Annotated in this window: 15 protein-coding genes; 8 read left to right on the top strand and 7 right to left on the bottom strand. The window is 38.5% G+C overall.

Features of this window, described 5'->3' with window-relative positions; translation table 11 throughout:
- Window positions 1–1,086, bottom strand: a 1,086-nt coding sequence (locus B4N43_RS20555) for a DEAD/DEAH box helicase (protein WP_286736046.1), incomplete at its 3' end; no start/stop codon positions are given.
- 53 nt (window positions 1,087–1,139) lie between these two features.
- A complete protein-coding gene (locus B4N43_RS20550; RefSeq protein ID WP_286736045.1) occupies window positions 1,140–1,469 on the bottom strand; it encodes a DMT family transporter in 330 nt (109 codons plus the stop codon).
- A 205-nt stretch (window positions 1,470–1,674) separates the two neighbouring features.
- On the opposite strand from B4N43_RS20550, the gene B4N43_RS20545 reads away from it, so the two are divergent.
- From B4N43_RS20545 to B4N43_RS20520, 6 genes are all read left to right on the top strand, one after another.
- Window positions 1,675–3,870: a sensor histidine kinase gene (locus B4N43_RS20545; protein ID WP_286736044.1), complete on the top strand. Its 2,196-nt coding sequence runs from the start codon at window positions 1,675–1,677 to the stop codon at window positions 3,868–3,870.
- Between the two features lie 12 nt (window positions 3,871–3,882).
- Window positions 3,883–4,515, top strand: a complete 633-nt coding sequence (locus B4N43_RS20540) for a response regulator (RefSeq protein WP_120334131.1) — start codon at window positions 3,883–3,885, stop codon at window positions 4,513–4,515.
- 334 nt (window positions 4,516–4,849) lie between these two features.
- Window positions 4,850–6,130, top strand: a complete 1,281-nt coding sequence (locus B4N43_RS20535; RefSeq protein ID WP_286736043.1) for a hypothetical protein — start codon at window positions 4,850–4,852, stop codon at window positions 6,128–6,130.
- A 65-nt stretch (window positions 6,131–6,195) separates the two neighbouring features.
- Window positions 6,196–7,200: a YihY/virulence factor BrkB family protein gene (locus tag B4N43_RS20530; RefSeq protein ID WP_145326861.1), complete on the top strand. Its 1,005-nt coding sequence runs from the start codon at window positions 6,196–6,198 to the stop codon at window positions 7,198–7,200.
- A gap of 67 nt (window positions 7,201–7,267) precedes the next feature.
- Complete coding sequence (locus B4N43_RS20525; RefSeq protein WP_145326860.1) at window positions 7,268–7,807, top strand: helix-turn-helix domain-containing protein; 540 nt, start codon at window positions 7,268–7,270, stop codon at window positions 7,805–7,807.
- 107 nt (window positions 7,808–7,914) lie between these two features.
- Window positions 7,915–9,138: a retropepsin-like aspartic protease gene (locus tag B4N43_RS20520; RefSeq protein WP_286736042.1), complete on the top strand. Its 1,224-nt coding sequence runs from the start codon at window positions 7,915–7,917 to the stop codon at window positions 9,136–9,138.
- Window positions 9,139–9,203: 65 nt separating this feature from the next.
- On the opposite strand, the gene B4N43_RS20515 is transcribed toward B4N43_RS20520, so the two are convergent.
- Both B4N43_RS20515 and B4N43_RS20510 read right to left on the bottom strand, forming a co-directional pair.
- The gene (locus B4N43_RS20515; protein WP_145326858.1) at window positions 9,204–10,361 is read right to left on the bottom strand and encodes a Gfo/Idh/MocA family protein; all 1,158 of its coding nucleotides are present in this window, start codon (window positions 10,359–10,361) and stop codon (window positions 9,204–9,206) included.
- 34 nt (window positions 10,362–10,395) lie between these two features.
- Window positions 10,396–11,448 (bottom strand): sugar phosphate isomerase/epimerase family protein, encoded by a 1,053-nt coding sequence (locus tag B4N43_RS20510; protein ID WP_145326857.1) that lies wholly within the window; start codon window positions 11,446–11,448, stop codon window positions 10,396–10,398.
- Window positions 11,449–11,796: 348 nt separating this feature from the next.
- Here B4N43_RS20510 and B4N43_RS20505 point away from each other — a divergent pair, with 348 nt between their 5' ends.
- Both B4N43_RS20505 and B4N43_RS20500 read left to right on the top strand, forming a co-directional pair.
- A complete protein-coding gene (locus B4N43_RS20505) occupies window positions 11,797–13,485 on the top strand; it encodes a GMC oxidoreductase (RefSeq protein ID WP_286736040.1) in 1,689 nt (562 codons plus the stop codon).
- 20 nt (window positions 13,486–13,505) lie between these two features.
- Window positions 13,506–14,075 carry a gluconate 2-dehydrogenase subunit 3 family protein gene (locus B4N43_RS20500; protein ID WP_286736039.1) on the top strand — a complete coding sequence of 190 codons (570 nt, stop codon included), beginning with the start codon at window positions 13,506–13,508 and terminating at the stop codon, window positions 14,073–14,075.
- Between the two features lie 29 nt (window positions 14,076–14,104).
- Here the strand turns inward: B4N43_RS20500 and B4N43_RS20495 are convergent, their stop codons facing one another.
- The 3 genes from B4N43_RS20495 to B4N43_RS20485 form a co-directional block, all read right to left on the bottom strand.
- A complete protein-coding gene (locus B4N43_RS20495; protein ID WP_145326854.1) occupies window positions 14,105–14,644 on the bottom strand; it encodes a hypothetical protein in 540 nt (179 codons plus the stop codon).
- Window positions 14,645–14,786: 142 nt separating this feature from the next.
- Window positions 14,787–15,497: a LytR/AlgR family response regulator transcription factor gene (locus B4N43_RS20490; RefSeq protein WP_286736038.1), complete on the bottom strand. Its 711-nt coding sequence runs from the start codon at window positions 15,495–15,497 to the stop codon at window positions 14,787–14,789.
- Window positions 15,490–16,665, bottom strand: a complete 1,176-nt coding sequence (locus tag B4N43_RS20485) for a sensor histidine kinase (RefSeq protein ID WP_286736036.1) — start codon at window positions 16,663–16,665, stop codon at window positions 15,490–15,492. The genes B4N43_RS20490 and B4N43_RS20485 overlap by 8 nt, the downstream gene beginning before the upstream one ends.
- Window positions 16,666–16,711: the final 46 nt, after the last annotated feature.

The following is a 16,711-nucleotide window of genomic DNA, read 5'->3' as shown; positions in this document are numbered from 1 at the left end:
GGCCTGTTCTATTTTTTTGACCATTGGTAATTCCAGATCTGTTGTGAAAGTCAACACGACTGATTCTTCATTATCGTCATTTTTAACAAGATGATTTAAGAATTCCTCCTTTTCATTCGGTAACTCAAATTGAAAAATGAATGGAATAGCGGAAAGGTCCACATCGTTTGTATTTTCCCGTGCAATAATCAAGACACGAGATTGATTATTTTCCTTGAAATCTTCCATGGTCTCGTAGCCAAAATCATCGTAGAACAATGGATTGAGGATAGCAATTTCTTCTTTATTGCTACTGAACAAACTGCTGGCCAACTTTTGGGCAGTAAGTTTCGAGTTTACAAAGACGATTACTTTTTGAAATACTTCTTTATCCTGCAACAGAAGATTTAATAAATTGATCTTTGTTGTGAAATTGGGAACATGATATAATAATAGATCCAGGGTGTCGACAGTGTCATTTTCAAGTTCATCTATTTCGACTGAGGCACAATTTTCATTCATGAAATTGTCGATCATGTCATAAAGTTTTTGGTGTTCAACAGTACTGAAAACCAAATGTTGTACCTTTCCACAGCTTTCGGCTAATTCCCTTACTGTATTTTGCATTCCTTGTTTGATAATCTCTTCAGCATCATCAATAATTAGTGTCTGAATACGGTTGAGATTCAAGGCCAATTTAAGATAGATCGCTCTTGCACGATTTGGAGTAGCTACAACAATATCTTTTCCATCAACCAGTTCTTCGATTTCTTCTTCCATGCTACCTGAAGCCCGTAATCCAATGATGCGAAGACCTTTATTTTTGCTTAATTGGTAGAATCTCTCAACAATTTCGTCGATACGTTCTTCATTAGGCGCCAAGATCAAAAACTTCGGAGCTTCATCTGTTGTGAATTTCAACTTCATCAAGGTAGATAAGACATAAGTTGTGGTTTTGCCAGCACCTTCCGGAGCGATGGCAATCACATCCTGTCCACCAAGAATTCTGGAAATGCATCTACTTTGAATTTCCTTTGGAGCTAAGTAACCGAGTTCGGTCATCGTAGCAGTCAATCTTTTGCTAAGTTTTAGTTTCTCTAACGACACGTATCCTTTTATTTATGTAAGTTACAAAAGTACAAATTTAGATCTTAGATCAGCTAATGTGCGCCCATTTTTGAAAAGAGATTAATAATAATGACTCCAACGACAATCAAGACCATGCCGATAATGGCTGCTGTATCGGGGATCTGTTTGAATAAGAACATACCAATCAGCGTAATGGCTACAATACCAACCCCAGACCAAATTGCATAGGATATTCCGACGGAGAGGTATTTAAGTGTGATACTTAAAAAATAGAAGGCAATAATATAACCTACAATACAGATAAGGGTAGGTTTTATAAGGGTAAAACCTGCAGACTTCTTTAGAAAAGTGGTTGCAAATATCTCAGCGGCTATGGCAAGAAAAAGATAGATGTACTTCATTGTTACAAAGGTACAATTTTTTGTTTGGTAAGGTTCGGTTAATTAGGTCAATAACAGCGAGAAGTTAAGTTGTTTTCGAGAGAATGAATTGCGTATAAGGGTAAATTTATCTAAGTTTGGCCAATTCACATAGCTAGACGGAAGATTTGATTTTATGGGGCATGTTCGAACTTTTTGGAAATCGATACTAATATTTTTTGTTTTTTTGTGCTTTTGTAGTGCTATTCTTGCCCAAGAACAGCTGCAAGAGTTAAAGAAATCATATTACAGTCTTCCTTTAGGAAGCAAGGAGCGGTTTGTATTGACTGGAAAATATGCGCAGGGCTTATATTTTAATAATGAAAAAGTACTGGCCAGTCAACTGCTTAATGATAATATTCAGCTGGCCAGAAATTATCCTGACAAGCAATATTATGCTTATTTGAATTGTATTGCAGCCATGAACAGCTTTAACGATCATGCATATGAAAAATCACGGTATTATTTAGAACATGCTAAATCTGTGCTACCGATTGTCCGGGATAATGGAATTAAAGGTTATGTGTATTATTGTGATGGATGGGTTATGACAAGGCAGAATAAGGAGGATGAAGCCGTTTCTCAATTTCATAAAGCAATTTCATTTTTAGAGAAAGCTTCACAGACTGACGCAAATATCGCTCGAAAACTAGCCGTTTATAAGGAACTGACAGCAATATATGCAAACCAACGCAATTATGATTTTCAAGAAAAGTATACTTCTCTTTTGTTAGAAACGGCTAAAGAAGGGAAGAATGTCAATAGCCTATTTGACGCCTACATGCAGGCTGGTTATCTATTTGAAGAGGAATATAGATCGAATAATGCAGATCGTGATTTATTGAGGAAAGCTGAACAACACTATCTTGAGGCTTATAATTTGATCAATAAGAATGAGAAGCATTTGGTTAATCCGACTGATCTAGCGTATGTTTCGGTTAATCTGGCGAATCTGTACCATGAGTTTTATCCTGATAATGGCGGTAAGAAAGCGATATCCTACGCCAGACAGGCTTTAGATATTGCTGCTGAAACGGAGCAATATGCCATTACAATACCTGCTTATGGTATCCTCGCTGATGAGTCTTTCAAAGTGGGGCATCGCGAGGAAGGAAAAAAATATCTACAGCAGGCACTGTACAATCTTCAAAGAGAGGCCCATTACGATTATCAAGTGGGACTAAGCCTGTTTAGTAGACTGGCCGAAGTAAGTGTTGAGGAAGGTAAATATGAAGAGGCTTTCAATTATCAAAAAAGCTACATAGATGTATTTGAAAAAGCATTTAATTCGGATAAACTCGATAAGACGAAGCAGCTGGAGCTGAAGTATGAACGTGAACTGCAAAACCAAAAGTTAATGCGGCTTCGATTGGAAGGGGAGAAAAAGGAACAGCAGATCAAGTTGATGAAAGCCTTGAATGATAGGCAGCATCAACTGGTGGAGAATTTGAAGTTAAATGAACTGAATCGAACCCAGCAACTTAAAGTATTGCAGCTCGAACGGGATAAGAAGGAGCAGGATCTGCAATTAAGCCGACTGGAAAATGAACAACGCTTACAGGAGCTTGATGTTTCCAAAAAACAGATTGCTTTCAAATCACGGATGAACTCGATCTATATCTGGTTATTTATCAGTTGTTTGATTGTGATCGTATTGTTATTTTACGCCTACTGGCAGCGTTCAAAGGCATTGAAGCAAAAGGAACATTTGCATGAGCTTGAGATAGAAAAGAATAATCAACAACATGCCATTAAAAACCTGACTGCGATGTTGGCAGGGGAAGAGAAAGAGCGTACCCGTCTTGCTCGCGATCTTCATGATGGATTGGGAGGTTTACTGTCGAGTACCAAATTGGGATTATCAGCCATCAATAAAAATGCTTTGGAGCAAGAAACCATGAAAGCAAGAATCGATCGAAGCATTGATTTGCTGGACGGGGCTGTCGATGAACTTCGCCGGCTTGCGCATAATCTTATGCCAGATTTAATTGTAAAATATGGTTTGAAAGAAACTTTAAGAGACTATGCAAGCCGAATGAGTCAATCTACATGTCAAGTTGAATGTGAATTTTTACAATTTGAATCAACCCTAAGTACGGAACAGGAGATTTCTTTGTATAGAATTATTCAAGAATTGGTGAATAACGCGTTGAAGCATGCTAATGCGACCAACATTTTAATACAGCTTTCTTCACATAATAAACGTTTACATATTACAATTGAAGATGATGGCAAGGGTTTTGATATGGAAAGTGTCGATTTGCAGCATTCTGCAGGAATGCATAATGTGCGATCAAGACTTTCGTTTCTAAACGGGGAAATAAAAGTTATGTCGGAGAATGGAGCGGGTACAACCATAGAATTGGAATTACCCATGATTTAACTTTTTGGAAAAATGATAAAAATAGCGATTACAGATGATCACCCTTTGCTACTTGAGGGATTGAAAAACATTATAAATGCGCATGAGGATTTTGAAGTAGTGGGTATGTATTCCAGTGCAACTGAACTGTTCCATCGTATTGCCACTGATATGCCATTGGTATTGCTGCTCGATATCAATCTACCGGATGCTAACGGTATCGATTTGGTTAAAGGTCTGAAGGAAAGCAATAAGGATTTAAAAATTATTGCGTTTAGTGTCCACAATGAATTTGCAGTGATCAACAGCATTTTAAATGAGGGTGCCAATGCCTATTTACAGAAAAATGCAAATGGTGATGAAATACTTGCTGCCATTTCCGCTGTTCTTGTTGGAAGAAGATATCTCTGTGAAAAAACTCAGGCTATCTTGAACAAGAAGGTGGAAATGGGGCTTAAGCAAGTACCAAAATTGACACGTCGTGAGAAAGAAGTGCTTACTTTCGTGGCGCAAGGAATGACAACAAACCAAATTGCAGATTCATTGTTTATCAGTTCACATACGGTAGAAAGCCATCGCAAGAATCTAATGGAGAAATTTCAAACCAAAAGTGTTACTGCTGCAGTAAAATCGGCTATTGAATACGGATTAATTCGGGAAACCTAATTAAATTCGCCAATTCCCTGATTTCAGGGATGAAAAGATCTCCAGGCATTTGATACTTTTGCTATTATTGATTTAAAATAGAAGGTATCAAGTGCATTGTTGAAAACTAGTATTTTGCGCTATTTCAAGAGAAGACATTGTTTCGGTCTTCGATTCATTGATCTATTTTAAGATTCATCGGTCTATTTTAAATAGAATCTGTTTCAGAACAAAATTTCAAATCTAGGTTTTTCTTAGAGCGCCTAATACTGCGAAATATAACTTTTTCAGCTTGAGGGACCTTTCAGAGGAGCTTTTAGGAGATAAACAACCAAAAATTACTGATTCAATTGATATGATTAAAAAAATAATACTTTGGACGATAGCTGTCCTCGTACTTTTGGCGATCGTTGCCTGGGGCGGTTACATACTACGACAGCAAGAATCCTACAAATCATTGGTCCATAAAAAAAGTAAGGCTTTGTTGACCGTATCATTAGATGATATTCTTTTGAATCAGTTTTTTAATAAATGGCAGTCAGCGCCGAAAGAGGGACAGGATTTTGGTCAAAAACTAAGTAAACTCAAAGACAATGGAATTGATATCAAAGCGAATGTATTTCTTTTTGCTTTGGAGCCCCACCCCAAAAACTTTTATGCTTTTTTTCAGCTAAAGGATAAGCAACAATTTTTGACCTTTCTAAAAGATGTGATACAGGTTGGTGCAGTAGAAAGTAACCTAGCCCCTGATGTGAGCTATGCCTATCATCAACCGAGCAAAATCGCATTTATCTGGAAAGGGGATGACCTGCTGCTAAGTCTAGGCTTTGATCTTGACACAAAGAAAGAAGAAATGCTTCAGTTAATTCAATCAAAAGAAGACCGGGTTACCATCGAACAATTTATTAACCGTCCAAGTACATTGACAGGTAAATCACTGCGTTATAGTGATATTTCAACGGATAATTTTATTGAGTTTGAATTGAAAGGAGACCATCTCGATGTGTCTGGTGAGTTTTTCTCAACAGATTGGAGCTTTCCGAAGGAATATCTTGTTAGAGAACTCGTTTCCTCAAAATACATTGGTAAAGCTTGGATCAATATCCCCAATAGTCAACTTAAAAATCAGCTAAAGCAATTAGTTAGCGAACTTCCTATAGCCGCTGATTCTATTATAGCACATTTGGATGGAAATTACGTCGATATTGAAATTTTGAAAAACAAGGTCATTCAAACAGATACCATTATTAATTATGCGGTTGACGAAAATTTCGAAACGATCGAAGAGAAAACACCCTACGAAACGAAAGTTCCAGAAGTAAGATTAGCCATGCGTGGAGATAACGACATGCGCAGGTTCCTCCCCAGTAAATTATTTTATCAATGGTTTCAAAAACAAGATAAGGAGTTTAGTTTGCTGACCACGTCAAAGGACATTGATAAACTTAATGTGGCTTACAATAAGACAGCTGAGCTATCCCATGTTGCAGTTCATTTGGTAGATTGGCCAAGTGAAGCTAAAATATCACCGATTCTATTATTGAAAACCATCGCTTCAGATATTACGCTGAGTCTGAAAGTTGTAGACCACAATCGCTTGGTTCTCCAGGGAACTATAGCGGACTACTCGCATTAAATCACACTAATTACAAACTTTCTTCGCTTCTCAATGGTTTGTTCTTGAGTACAAAGTACAAGAACATGGATAAACGAACTAAAAGTAGAAGTAAGGTGAAAACCTATTGGCGAATTTTAAAAAGTACGGTCTCGGGATTTTTGAATGAGGATTCGATGAAGTATAGTGCTTCATTATCCTATTATACTGTTTTCTCTATTGGTCCAATATTGGTTTTAATGATTGCCTTAGCCGGAATTTTTTATGGTGAGGATGCAATTGAAGGGAAAGTATTCTTGGAACTCCGTGGATTGGTGGGAAGCAGTGCCGCAAGACAGATTCAAGAGGTTATTCAGAATTTGCAACTTTCTGGAAAATCAAACCTGGCATTGCTTGTCAGTGGTATTACATTGATTTTAGGAGCAACGACTGTTTTTGGGGATATACAGAATTCGATCAATAAGATTTGGCATGTAAGGGCGAAGCCGAAAAAAGGCTGGTTAAAATTGATTCAGGATAGATTATTGTCTTCATCTTTGGTGATTGGGTTGGGGTTCTTGTTAGTTGTTACATTGATTGTAAATGGTGTAATATTAGCATTGACAGATCAGCTACAGCATTATTTCCCGGACATAACGGTGATGTTAATGGATGGGATTAACTTTGCATTGTCCTTCGGAATTATATTCTTGTTATTTAGTGTCATATTTAAAGCGCTTCCGGATGTCAATATACATTGGCGGACAGTACGTGCGGGCGCCTTATTTACTTCAATTTTATTTGTATTGGGACGTTATTTAATTGGAGTCTACCTGGAGCATTCTGCAACCCAAGATACGTATGGAGCGGCAGGTTCATTTGTGCTGATCCTTCTCTGGGTCTATTACACAGCAGCCATTTTATATTTTGGTGCAATCTACACAAGGGAGTATGCCACTGTAATGGGAATCCCTATTGAACCCTCGCAATATGCCGTGCACGTTGAAACGCAGGAAATTGAGCGTAATGTAACCGAAATACCTCCAGCTCCTTTAACGCTTGAGGAGCAGACGGTTACCGAAGAGGATGCTAACTTTCCCAAGGAACCATAAACGTTCGATTTGATGAATTTTTACGGCCAAATTCTGTAAATTTGATCGTAAGATCGATCTATTGTTTATGAATAAATTACAATCATTACGTGAGAAACTCAATTTAACCCAAGAGGAACTAGCACAAAAATCAAGTATTTCAGTAAGAACAATTCAGCGGATTGAAGCGGGGCAGCCACCAAAGGGCTACACCCTTCGTGCACTTGCACAGGCATTGCATGTGGACGAATCGGAGTTTTCTGCATATGATATGCCTGCTGAATCCGAAAATCTCACATGGATCAAGATTATCAATCTTTCTTCCTTACCCTTTTCTATATTGCCTCCATTAAATGTTTTGGTGCCCATTGCAATCATGCTGTTAAAAAAACAGCATTCGTATAAGGTTCGTCAGTTAATCTCAATACAAATCGTATCTACCTTAATCGCGGTGTTACTGATGCTTGTTATTTTTATGCTCAACGATTGGCTAGGTGTTAAAAGCAATGTGAAATTGCTTATTCCGCTATGTTGGATTCTTATGAATATTATCGTTATACTGCGAAATGCGATCGGATTAAATAAAGGTGAGAATGCACGGATTTTGCCCGATATTAGTATTTTATAGCGACTGTTATACAATTGTCGGGTAGCTGTCGGGATATTGTCGGGATGCAAAAGTGTACTCTTCGTCTGGTATTTTTTTTCTTTGATCTTGAAAAAAAATACAAAATTATGAAAACACACTATCAAAAAAGGAAAAGCCATATGGCCTTGGCTACCTTTGTTATTTTTCTTTCTCTTTTTACGATGACGAACGTCTTTCCACAAAATAGGATAACTTTGATCAAAGCTTCATCTGAGAAAGTCCGTATTAAAGACGGCACCTATTGCCATGTCGACTGGAAATTAGATCCTAAAGCAAACCCTGATGTCTATTTCGTGAATATTCCAACGAAAGAAAGCACAGTCGTTTTTAAAACAGATCAGGAGGAATTAACTGTTATGACTAAACCCGGAGCGATGTATGATTTTATAGTACTATTGAATGGGACGGATTCTTGTCACATTCGTATAAATGCTCAACTACCACCTGATCTACCTGTATTGGATCAAAATGATCCGTTTCCTATGCCAATACCTTTTCGTCTTATTGGCTCAAGGATTTTCCTGAATGGAACAATTAACAAGAAAAATGTCGCGATACAGTTTGATTTAGGAGCAGGAACAGGTGTTGTCAATAGAAATAACTCAAAGCAGCTGGATTTATCATTTTCATCGTTTACGACAGTTTCGAATACCGACGGGGTCAATAGCGAGCGGACAAGCCTAGGTAATCAATTGCGTATTGGGTCTATGGTCTGGAAAAATGTGTCAATGACAGAGGTCGGTAATATGAAGTCCTTTGAAGATCTTATTATAGGTAACAGTTTCTTTCGAAATCACATTATTGAAATCGATTATGACAAAATGGAATTGGTAATTCATCGCGATCTCCCCACCAAAGCAAAGGAGTATACAAAGCTTCCGATATTTTACGAACAAAATCGACCAAAGTTTAAAGCTGCTTTTAGACATAATCAACGGCAATTTGATTTTTGGTTCCTTTTTGATACAGGTCGTGATGGCACGATGTTGTTAGGTGAAGATTTTACCAGTATAGGAAACAATTGGGACGATCTAGAGCCACTTACCATGATCGGTAACCGGAAGATTATCCGTTTGAATGCTTCAATAGCTGGTGTTGAATTTAAAGATATTGTGACGAATGCCGCTGATCCGGCCAAGCGTAATGGCAGACCAAGTTTATTTGGAAATCAGATTCTGAACCATTTTAATGTCATTTTGGATAATCAGGAAGGATTTCTTTATCTGAAACCAAATGGTAGGATCAAGGAACCTTATTCAAACTATGAGGGATATTTGAACCAGATGTCTCAGTCAATACAGAAAAATTAAAGTGTGCAGCCAATGTCGTTTGTTCAGGTAGCAAATGACATTGGCCACTTATGGTAAGTATATATCTAACGAATAAAATCGGTCCATTTTTGTGTTGATTTTCCCGAGGCAATCACAGTTTCTAGGAACTTCATGCCACGCAGACCATCAGCTACGGTAGGAAAATCTGTATCTTCTTCTCGCGGCTCTATACCTTGCATAGATGCCAATAGCGTGGCTGCAAAATTTCTATAAATATTGGCAAATGCTTCTATATATCCTTCGGGGTGACCGGCCGGTAGACGGATGTTATGTTTGGCGATTGGTGAAAGGTATTGTTGACCTGCACGAAATAGCTGGGTCGGCGCATCGAGCTGTTTAAAGATGAGTGTATTTGCATCCTGCTGGTTCCATTCCAATCCTCCAAGTTCACCATATACTCTAATTTTTAATGCGTTTTCTTCTCCTGCGGCAACTTGAGATGCCGATAGTACGCCTGTGGCTCCATTTTCAAATCCAAGTAATATATTGCCGTCATCTTCAAGTTTTCTTCCGGTCACAAATGTTTGAAGATCGGCGCACATTTTAGTGATTTTTAAACCTGAAATATATTCTGCTAGGTGGGCAGCATGTGTTCCAATATCGCCCATACACCCACTTTTTCCACTCTTTTCGGGATCTGTCCGCCAAAAGGCCAAAGAAAGATCATTTTCGATCATCTTACTGAGCCAACCCTGCGGATATTCTACCATAATCTTTCTAATCGAACCTAATTGGCCTTCTTTGACAAGATGACGGGCTTGTTTTACCATCGGATAGGCCGAGTAGGTGTATGTAACACAGAGTATCAATCCTGTTTCAGCTACTTTTTGTTGGAGCAATTCGGCCTGTTCTGTTGTCAGCGTCATCGGCTTTTCAAGCACGACATGGAAGCCATGTTCCAGAGCCATCATTGCTGGTTCAAAATGAGCAAAATTCGGCGTGACTATACTGACAAAGTTCATGCGGTCATCCGCTGGGCGCTTACTTTCCTTGAAAATCATTTCCTGATAACTTCCATAGCTCCTTTCCTCTGGAAGACCTAAAAGCGCGGCGGATTCTTTTGCAACAAGGGGATCAGCGCTCAGTGCGCCGCAACATAATTCAATCTGACCATCAATTCCTGCAGCCATACGATGTACAGCCCCAATAAATGCATTTTTTCCACCGCCGACCATGCCCATTTTTAGTTTTGTATTGCGCATAAAGTTGAATTTTTAATGACGATATCTTTTGTAATTACAAACCCAATAGTTTACGGTTAAGGCTATCATTGGTTTCGACGGCAGCAAAATTATCGAATGCCTTGTCAGTAACACGAATAATATAGTCTTTAATATGCAGCGCGCCTTCCCGCGCACCATCTTCAGCATTCTTGAATGCACATTCCCATTCCAGTACAGCCCAGCCTTGATAATCATATTGTGTGAGTTTGGTAAATATAGATTTGAAATCCACTTGGCCATCACCAATTGATCTAAAACGACCGGCTCTTGACTGCCAGCTCTGGAAACCACCATAGACACCCTGACGACCAGAAGGATTGAACTCAGCGTCTTTAACATGAAACATTTTAATTCGCTCATGGTAAATGTCGATGAATTGAAGATAGTCAAGACATTGAAGAACAAAATGGGAGGGATCATAGAGAATGTTTGCCCGCTTGTGGTAATTTACATTTTCGAGAAATAAGTCAAAAGTAGCACCGTCATGGAGATCTTCTCCAGGGTGTAATTCATAACATAGGTCAACATCATACAAGTCACATTCATCGAGAATGGGTAACCATAATTTTGCAAGTTCAGCGAAACCCGTTTCGATCAGGTTAGCTGGTCTTTGTGGCCAAGGGTATATAAATGGCCATAGAAAGGCGCCACTAAAGGTTGCTAGCGCTTTAAGTCCGAGGTTGTGGGAAGCTTGTACGGCATATTTTAATTGCTGGATCGCCCACTGTTGTCTTGCTTGAGGATTACCATGTAAATGCTGTGGTGCGAAAGCATCAAATAGATCATCGAAACTTGGATTCACAGCCACCAATTGCCCTTGGAGATGGGTTGAAAGTTCGGTGATTTCCAATCCAAATGACTGTACTTTAGCTTTTAGATCAAGTGCATAGCTTTTATCGAGCGCTGCTTTTTCTAGATCGATAAAACGGGCATCCAAAGTTGGTAGTTGTATACCCTTATAGCCAAGTGCCGCTGCCCACTGGCAGATTGAGTCCAAAGAGTTAAACGGAGCTTCATCACCGATAAACTGTGCGAGAAAGATGGCAGGACCTTTAATTGTTGTCATATGTATTGTGTTTTGAAAAAGACTCTATTACGTACAAAACAGATCAATATTCCAATGCGATTGAAGAAATGGCTCAGTCTGTCGTTTATACTATTATAATTTGGTTATCCAAGCTACCTGCTTGTTTAATACAATATTACAAAAATTTGCAACCGGTTGCAATAAAATCAAAAAAAAACCTTAAACTTGTTTAGACGATTCATGCTTACACTTTCCAAAATATAAGAATGGAGCGTCTAAACTAGGTATAACTGTCAGGCATCTTTGCAGCGCTTGATTGTGGAGGAGACTTTATTTTAAAGGGAAACTTCCCTTTGAGTAATAACCAAATAAACCAATTATAAATAAATGGCAAATAATGTTTATGATGCAATTGTCATCGGGTCTGGGATCACAGGTGGCTGGGCAGCCAAGGAACTAACGGAACGTGGATTGAAAACCATCATGTTAGAAAGAGGACGCAATATTGAGCATATCAAAGATTACCCATCACCAAACAAAGATCCTTGGGAATTTCCGCATCGGGGTCGGGTACCTTTGGATCGAGCACAGCACTACTTACCTTTTGGAATTAAAAATCAATGGATGAACGAAGGGAACATCGACTTTTGGACTAATGAGACAGAAAGTCCATATAAGGAAATAAAACCCTTTAATTGGTTCAGGGGCTATCACGTTGGCGGGCGCTCGCTTATGTGGGGGCGGCAGAGTTATCGATGGTCGGATGTTGATTTTGAGGCAAATAGCAAAGACGGGCATGGTATTGACTGGCCGGTACGTTATAAAGATATAGCACCTTGGTATAGTCACGTTGAGAAATTTGCGGGTATTTCAGGTAATAGAGACGGTATAGCGGTGCTGCCCGATGGCGAATTTATGCCGCCAATGGATATGAATATTGTGGAAAAAGATCTTGCTGCGCGCTTGAAATCGCGTTATCAGGGAAAAAGACACTTTATAATTGGCCGGGTAGCCAACATAACAGTGCCCCATCACGGCCGTGTTAATTGCCAATACCAGAACAAATGTTGGCTGGGTTGTAATTTCGGCGCTTATTTTAGTACACAGTCTGCAACATTGCCCGCAGCAGTGAAGACTGGAAAACTTACCCTAAGACCATTTTCAATAGTAAAAAGCATTATTTACGATCGGGATACACAGAAAGCTAAAGGAGTAGAAATTGTTGATGCGGAGACGAATCAAACCTACGAGTATTTTGCTAAAATTGTCTTTGTATGTGCTTCGACTTTAAATTCCACCTGGGTGTTAATGAATTCAGCTACTGATGTATGGGAAGGTGGTCTTGGGAGCAGCAGTGGTGAACTGGGACATAATCTGATGGATCACATGTTAAATAGTGGAGCTGGGGGAAGAGTTGAAGGATTTGAGGATAAACATATTTTTGGACGACGCGCCAATGGATTATATGTACCCCGATTTGCCAATATTGCCGGCGATACCAAGAAGAGAGATTACATACGTGGTTTTGGCTATCAGGGCGGAGCTTCAAGGGGACAATGGTCGGGCAAAGTAGATAATAGGAGCGTGGGTGGGGCTTGGAAAGATGCTATCGCCGAGCCCGGAAGCTGGGGAGTGGGGTTTACTTCATTTGGCGAAATACTGCCATATCACGAAAATAAAGTCCTATTGGATTCATCTGTAAAAGATAAGTGGGGGCTTCCTGTATTGGCTATAGATGCAGAGATTAAGGATAATGAGCGAAAAATACGGGTTGATGCAAGCAATGAAATGAAGGAAATGTTGGAATCTATCGGTGTCAAAGACGTAACAACCTACGACAACGGGTTTAGTATGGGACAGGGAATTCATGAAATGGGCACGGCACGGATGGGCAATGATCCGAAAACCTCGGTATTAAACAAATTTAACCAAGTATGGGATGCTAAAAATGTTTTTGTGACAGATGGGGCCTTTATGACTTCGTCTTCCTGTGTGAATCCATCGCTTACCTATATGGCATTTACTGCAAGGGCCGTAGATTTTGCTGTTAATGAATTAAAAAAAGGGAATCTTTAATATTTTATGATGCAATAATTATGAATAGACGAGAAGCAATACAACGTGTGGCCATGCTCATGGGAGGAACAGTTATTGGTGCTTCGTTATTTTTGGAAGGATGCCAGAGGTCTGCTTCGAAAGATATAGAAATGCTCTTTGATCCAAAATCAATCGATTTTTTGGGAGATCTCGCGGAGGCGATTCTTCCTAAAACTACTACCCCAGGGGCGAAAGAAGCTGGTGTAGGTTCTGAAATTCCCGTTCTAGTGCGAGACTGCTATAAACTTGAAGAACAGCAGGTTTTTTTGACTGGATCAGCCGGAATTGACGAACGTGCCAAGAAAGAATTCGGACGTAAATTTCAGCAACTCGACAAAAAAGACCAAACTGCTTTTGTTGATATTTTGGACAAGGAAGCACAAGATTACGATGAAAAGAAAGCAGCTAATGAACTGCCCCATTTTTTTACGCTGTTTAAACAGCTTACACTGCTTACTTTTTTTAGCTCAAAATTAGGCGCCACGGAAGTGTTCCGTTATGTGAAAATCCCAGGGAAATATAACGGCGATTTCCCTTATGAAAAGGGTGATCATGCTTGGGCAACCTAGCTAATAAATTGTATATTGACCCCTTGTCTTTAATTGGCAGCGGGGTCAATTAAAGAGGTTGTCAAGCCTATGAACTTTAAAAGATTTTTGCTATCGAAAAGTAAAGTGGTAAAATGTGTCCCTGTTTTCATTGTTAGTCTGGTACCACCCGGAAAAGAGCTTCCAGCATCAAGTTTTTCCTTTTTAACATTGTGTCGGCTGAATTTTGAGAGCGCCTCTTTGACTGTTGTTTTATTGATCGCAAGATCAAAAGGCAACCCTTCGACAACCAGAAACTTGTCTTCAGGGATATCAAAAAATAGTTCATTGACGGATTTATCAGCCCCATAATTGCTATAAAGTTCCAAGCCGGATTTTGTGATCCATTTTGCATACTTTTCTTCGTTGGCATCTTCATAGAAGACTGTTTTTACGTTTAATGTAGCCGCTATTTTATCTATTGTCTGGGGAAATACAAATTCACTGTTTTTATTTAGCAATGATTTTAACTCCGCTTTGTTCTGCGCGAAAGTCGTTGCAGCAAAAAGGAAAAGGCCTATATTTAATGTAAATGCTTTTATCTTCATCATATCCTTGTTATATGTTTGGCAGTTGTTTATGTCCGTTAGATTAAAATTAATCAAACGAGTAACAATATACAATAGTGCTTTATACTTGTTTTGATAGCGGGATCAACCAAAGTTTTCAGCATGCGTATCGCCTATAATCGATCTAATTTAATCCTAAAAGCGCATATAAGAGATCTTTTTTATTGCTCGCAATGGGGATAGTTTTTCCATTTGAAAGCTGGACTATATTTCCATTTAACGATTGTATGCTATCTGTATTGACAATGAATGCTCTATGAATTCGAAAGAAACTGGTGTTATGTAAAATTTCTTCCATCGCCTTAAGGGTAGATAGGGTTTGATGTGCACTGGTATACGTGACAATATTCAAATAGTTTCCCTGAGCTTCAATATATAGAATATCACTAAGCAGAATCTTTATAAATTTATTTTCACTTTTTATAAAAATTCGTTCTGTTTTTATTGGGTGGTTATTTAGTTTGTTAAAGGGTGATATTTGTTCCTTTACTCTATTTGTAGCTTTCAAAAAGCGTTCAAATCGAATGGGTTTAATAAGGTAATCTACGGCACCTTTTTCAAATCCGTCAATGGCGAAATGTCGATGGGCAGTTATAAAAATAAAGTAAGGTTTTTGGGCCAGCGTTTCCAACAGATCTAAACCAGTTAAGCGGGGCATCTCAATATCGCTAAACACAATATCGATGGGATTTTCCTGCAAGAAAGCCATTGCCTCCAGTGGCCTACTGAAGGTCTTTTTTAATTCCAAAAAAGGTACTTGTTCGACGAAATCAGTAATAAGTTCAATGCCTAAAGGTTCATCATCGATGATGATGCAACTATATTTTTCAATCATGTTGTAATGCGATATTCAATGCAACGCTAAATTCATTGGAGCTATCTATGATGTGAAGGTCGCTTTGGTTTGGGTAAATCAATTGTAAACGCTTTTGTAAATTTTTAATACCGATACCCGTAAAGCTAGGTGTTTTCACGGTATTGAATACATCTTTGTCATTTTTTATTTTAAAGGCAACCTGATCTTTGCTGACATGAATAGTAAGAATGACAAAGGATTTTTCCTCGTTTTTCAGCCCATATTTAAATGCATTTTCGATAAGGGTGAAGGTCAATAACGGAGCAATCGTTAAAGCGTGAGCATGCGCTAGCCCCTCTATATTTAGTTCAATCTGATATGATTTTGGGTAACGCATTTTTTCCAATGAAAAGTAATTCTCTATAAAATCCAGCTCTTTAGCTAAGGAGACGTATTCTGCATCCGAATCGTATAGTGTATACCCCATAATTTCGGATAAATTTAATACGACCTCAGGTGCTGTGTCGTCTTTTTTTAGCGTCAAACGATAGAGGTTGTTGAGCGTGTTGAATAAAAAATGTGGATTGAGTTGTGCTTTTAAAAAAGCCTTTTCTACGCTAATATTTTCCAATAACAATTTTGACTTCTGCTCCAGGATTCGCATTCGGTCTTTATTTATTCTTCTGATGTCTATTAATATTTTGGTAAAGAAAAAAGGAGACAATGAATAGATAACCGACAATGCATTTAATAACACTGCTTTAAAGCTGAATACGGACCACAGGTTGGGAATGAAGTCCTTTTCCTTGCCCATTAATGGATACAAATTAGAAATATCAAAATCATATTTGTAAGCTAGCACATAAAACAAATTATTGATAAATAACCAAATAAGAATACATATTGGCGCAGTTAAGAAAGGTAATATCCATAAATTTAAGTTCCTCGCGTAAGGTATAACCAAGTAGAAAAATAGATAAAAGACAACAAGAGAAGACAATAAAACACGCGTTGACAAAAATATTGATTGGTTTGAGGATATTCCAGTTACGTAATAGTAGTTGCTGAAAAGGAGCAGGGTAAATGTAAACCACATTCCAAAATGAAGTAGGATACGTACATTCGTTGTATAAAAAGTATCGAAATCCTGCTTCCTGAAAAATGTATCTGCTTTAGTGATATATTGATTAAGTCGAGATTGTTTCATAAATCCTTAGATAGTTCAGTTTTGCGGCTCATTGAGCCGCAAAGAT

The sequence above is a fragment of the Sphingobacterium sp. UBA1897 genome, from assembly GCF_002337775.1.
Lineage (GTDB): Bacteria > Bacteroidota > Bacteroidia > Sphingobacteriales > Sphingobacteriaceae > Sphingobacterium > Sphingobacterium siyangense.
The sequence above is the reverse complement of the archived record's forward strand: the minus strand, read 5'-3'. Positions and strand labels throughout refer to the sequence as shown.